The organism is Halomonas sp. ATBC28, assembly GCF_005937175.1.
GTDB classification, from domain to species: domain Bacteria; phylum Pseudomonadota; class Gammaproteobacteria; order Pseudomonadales; family Halomonadaceae; genus Vreelandella; species Vreelandella titanicae.
Genome location: NZ_VCQL01000167.1, coordinates 1 through 403 on the forward strand (window position 1 = coordinate 1; position 403 = coordinate 403).

Genomic DNA, 403 nt, shown 5'->3' on the forward strand with positions numbered 1-403 from the left:
TGACAGGCTTGTTGGTCGGAATTTGAATCACTTCCATGTTATAGGTTTCGATAAATTCCGCTTCTGCGGTCTTACCCGTTCCTGTCATTCCAGCCAGCTTATCAAACATCAAGAAAAGATTTTGGTAGGTCACTGACGCAATCGAACGCATTTCCGGAGTGACCTTGACCCCTTCCTTTTGTTCAATAGCCTGATGAATGCCCCCCTGTAGCCTGGTTCCAGTCAGCACACGCCCGTCCGTCTTGTCCAGCAATTTCACCTCATCATCTTGGATAACATAATTCTTTCCCAAAGTGTATAACTTATGGGCCTGCAAGGCCAAGATGACATGACGGACCAATTCCGCATGATCAATATCAAACAATTCCTGCGAACTAAAATAACGCTCTGCCTCATCCATTCC

Annotated in this window: 1 pseudogene; it reads right to left on the reverse strand. The window is 45.9% G+C overall.

Annotated features, from left to right (window positions below):
* Nucleotides 1-403, reverse strand: a pseudogene (locus tag E0L35_RS25855) (preprotein translocase subunit SecA); the annotation flags it as partial.